1 protein-coding gene is annotated in these 458 nt (G+C 61.8%); it reads left to right on the top strand.

Going from position 1 to position 458, the window contains the following annotated elements; all coding sequences use genetic code 11:
- Nucleotides 1-458: Ig-like domain-containing protein (locus tag F7231_RS27090; protein WP_445451893.1), on the top strand; the 458-nt coding region annotated here is incomplete at both ends.

The following is a 458-nucleotide window of genomic DNA, read 5'->3' as shown; positions in this document are numbered from 1 at the left end:
GTAACCACAGGCTACAGCGTCACGGTGACCAACGCCTTCGGTTGCTCAGCGATCGCTTCGGGCACAGTAACGGTCAACCCAGCGGTGACGGCTACAGTGGCCAGCCAGACCATCTGCTACGGCACGGAGGCTACCCTGCTGGCCAACGCTACAGGCGGCACGGGCTTCACCTACAACTGGTCACCTGCCGGTACCGGCTCAACGGCCTCAGTAACGGTGGCTCCCTTGGCGACAACGACTTACAGCGTGACGGTGACCAACAGCAACGGCTGTTCGGCCGTGACCTCGGCCATCGTGACGGTCAACCCAGCGGTAACGGCTACAGTGGCCGATCAGACGATCTGTAACGAAACGCCGGCTACACTTGTGGCGACGGCTACGGGCGGCACGACCTTTACGTACAACTGGTCACCTGCTGGCACGGGCTCAACGGCATCAGTAGTCGTTTCGCCATCGGT

The sequence above is a fragment of the Fibrivirga algicola genome (assembly GCF_011742925.1).
GTDB lineage: Bacteria > Bacteroidota > Bacteroidia > Cytophagales > Spirosomataceae > Fibrella > Fibrella algicola.
The sequence above is the reverse complement of the archived record's forward strand: the minus strand, read 5'-3'. Positions and strand labels throughout refer to the sequence as shown.